The 417-nt window shown below is 71.0% G+C and carries 1 protein-coding gene; it reads right to left on the bottom strand.

Going from position 1 to position 417, the window contains the following annotated elements; translation table 11 throughout:
- The coding region (locus GT042_RS38365; protein ID WP_202533971.1) for a hypothetical protein at positions 1-236 on the bottom strand (236 nt) is incomplete at its 3' end.
- Positions 237-417 lie beyond the last annotated feature (181 nt).

The raw sequence follows: 417 nt of genomic DNA, 5'->3' as shown, positions 1-417 counted from the left end.
ACCCCCGGCGGGGACGCCTCGGCCCGCCGCGCGCCGCCCTGGCCACCGGGCGCCGCCCAGCCGGATCCCCACCCGGATTCCCACCCCGATCCCCGCCCCACGGCAGGCCCGGCCGCCGCCAGCAGGCTCACCAAGTAGGACCTGCGCAGCAGCAACTGCCCCCTGCGCGCGTCGAGTCGGGCCAGCTCCTGATCGAGGATCACCAGCTCCTGGTCGGGCCGTAGCACCTGTGTCATGGCAGCGAGTGTGGTCCGCGCCACAGCCCGTGCCATCGGCACGCCTACTCAGATCCCCGGGTGAGTACGTCCCCTCCGGTTTGAAGCGGACCCGTCCGGGCCTGTATGGTTCAAGGCGTTCCCGGGCGATTAGCTCAGCGGGAGAGCGCTTCGTTCACACCGAAGAGGTCACTGGTTCGAA

This window comes from Streptomyces sp. SID3212 (assembly GCF_009865405.1).
GTDB lineage: Bacteria > Actinomycetota > Actinomycetes > Streptomycetales > Streptomycetaceae > Streptomyces.
This window is presented reverse-complemented; position numbering and strand designations above follow the sequence as displayed.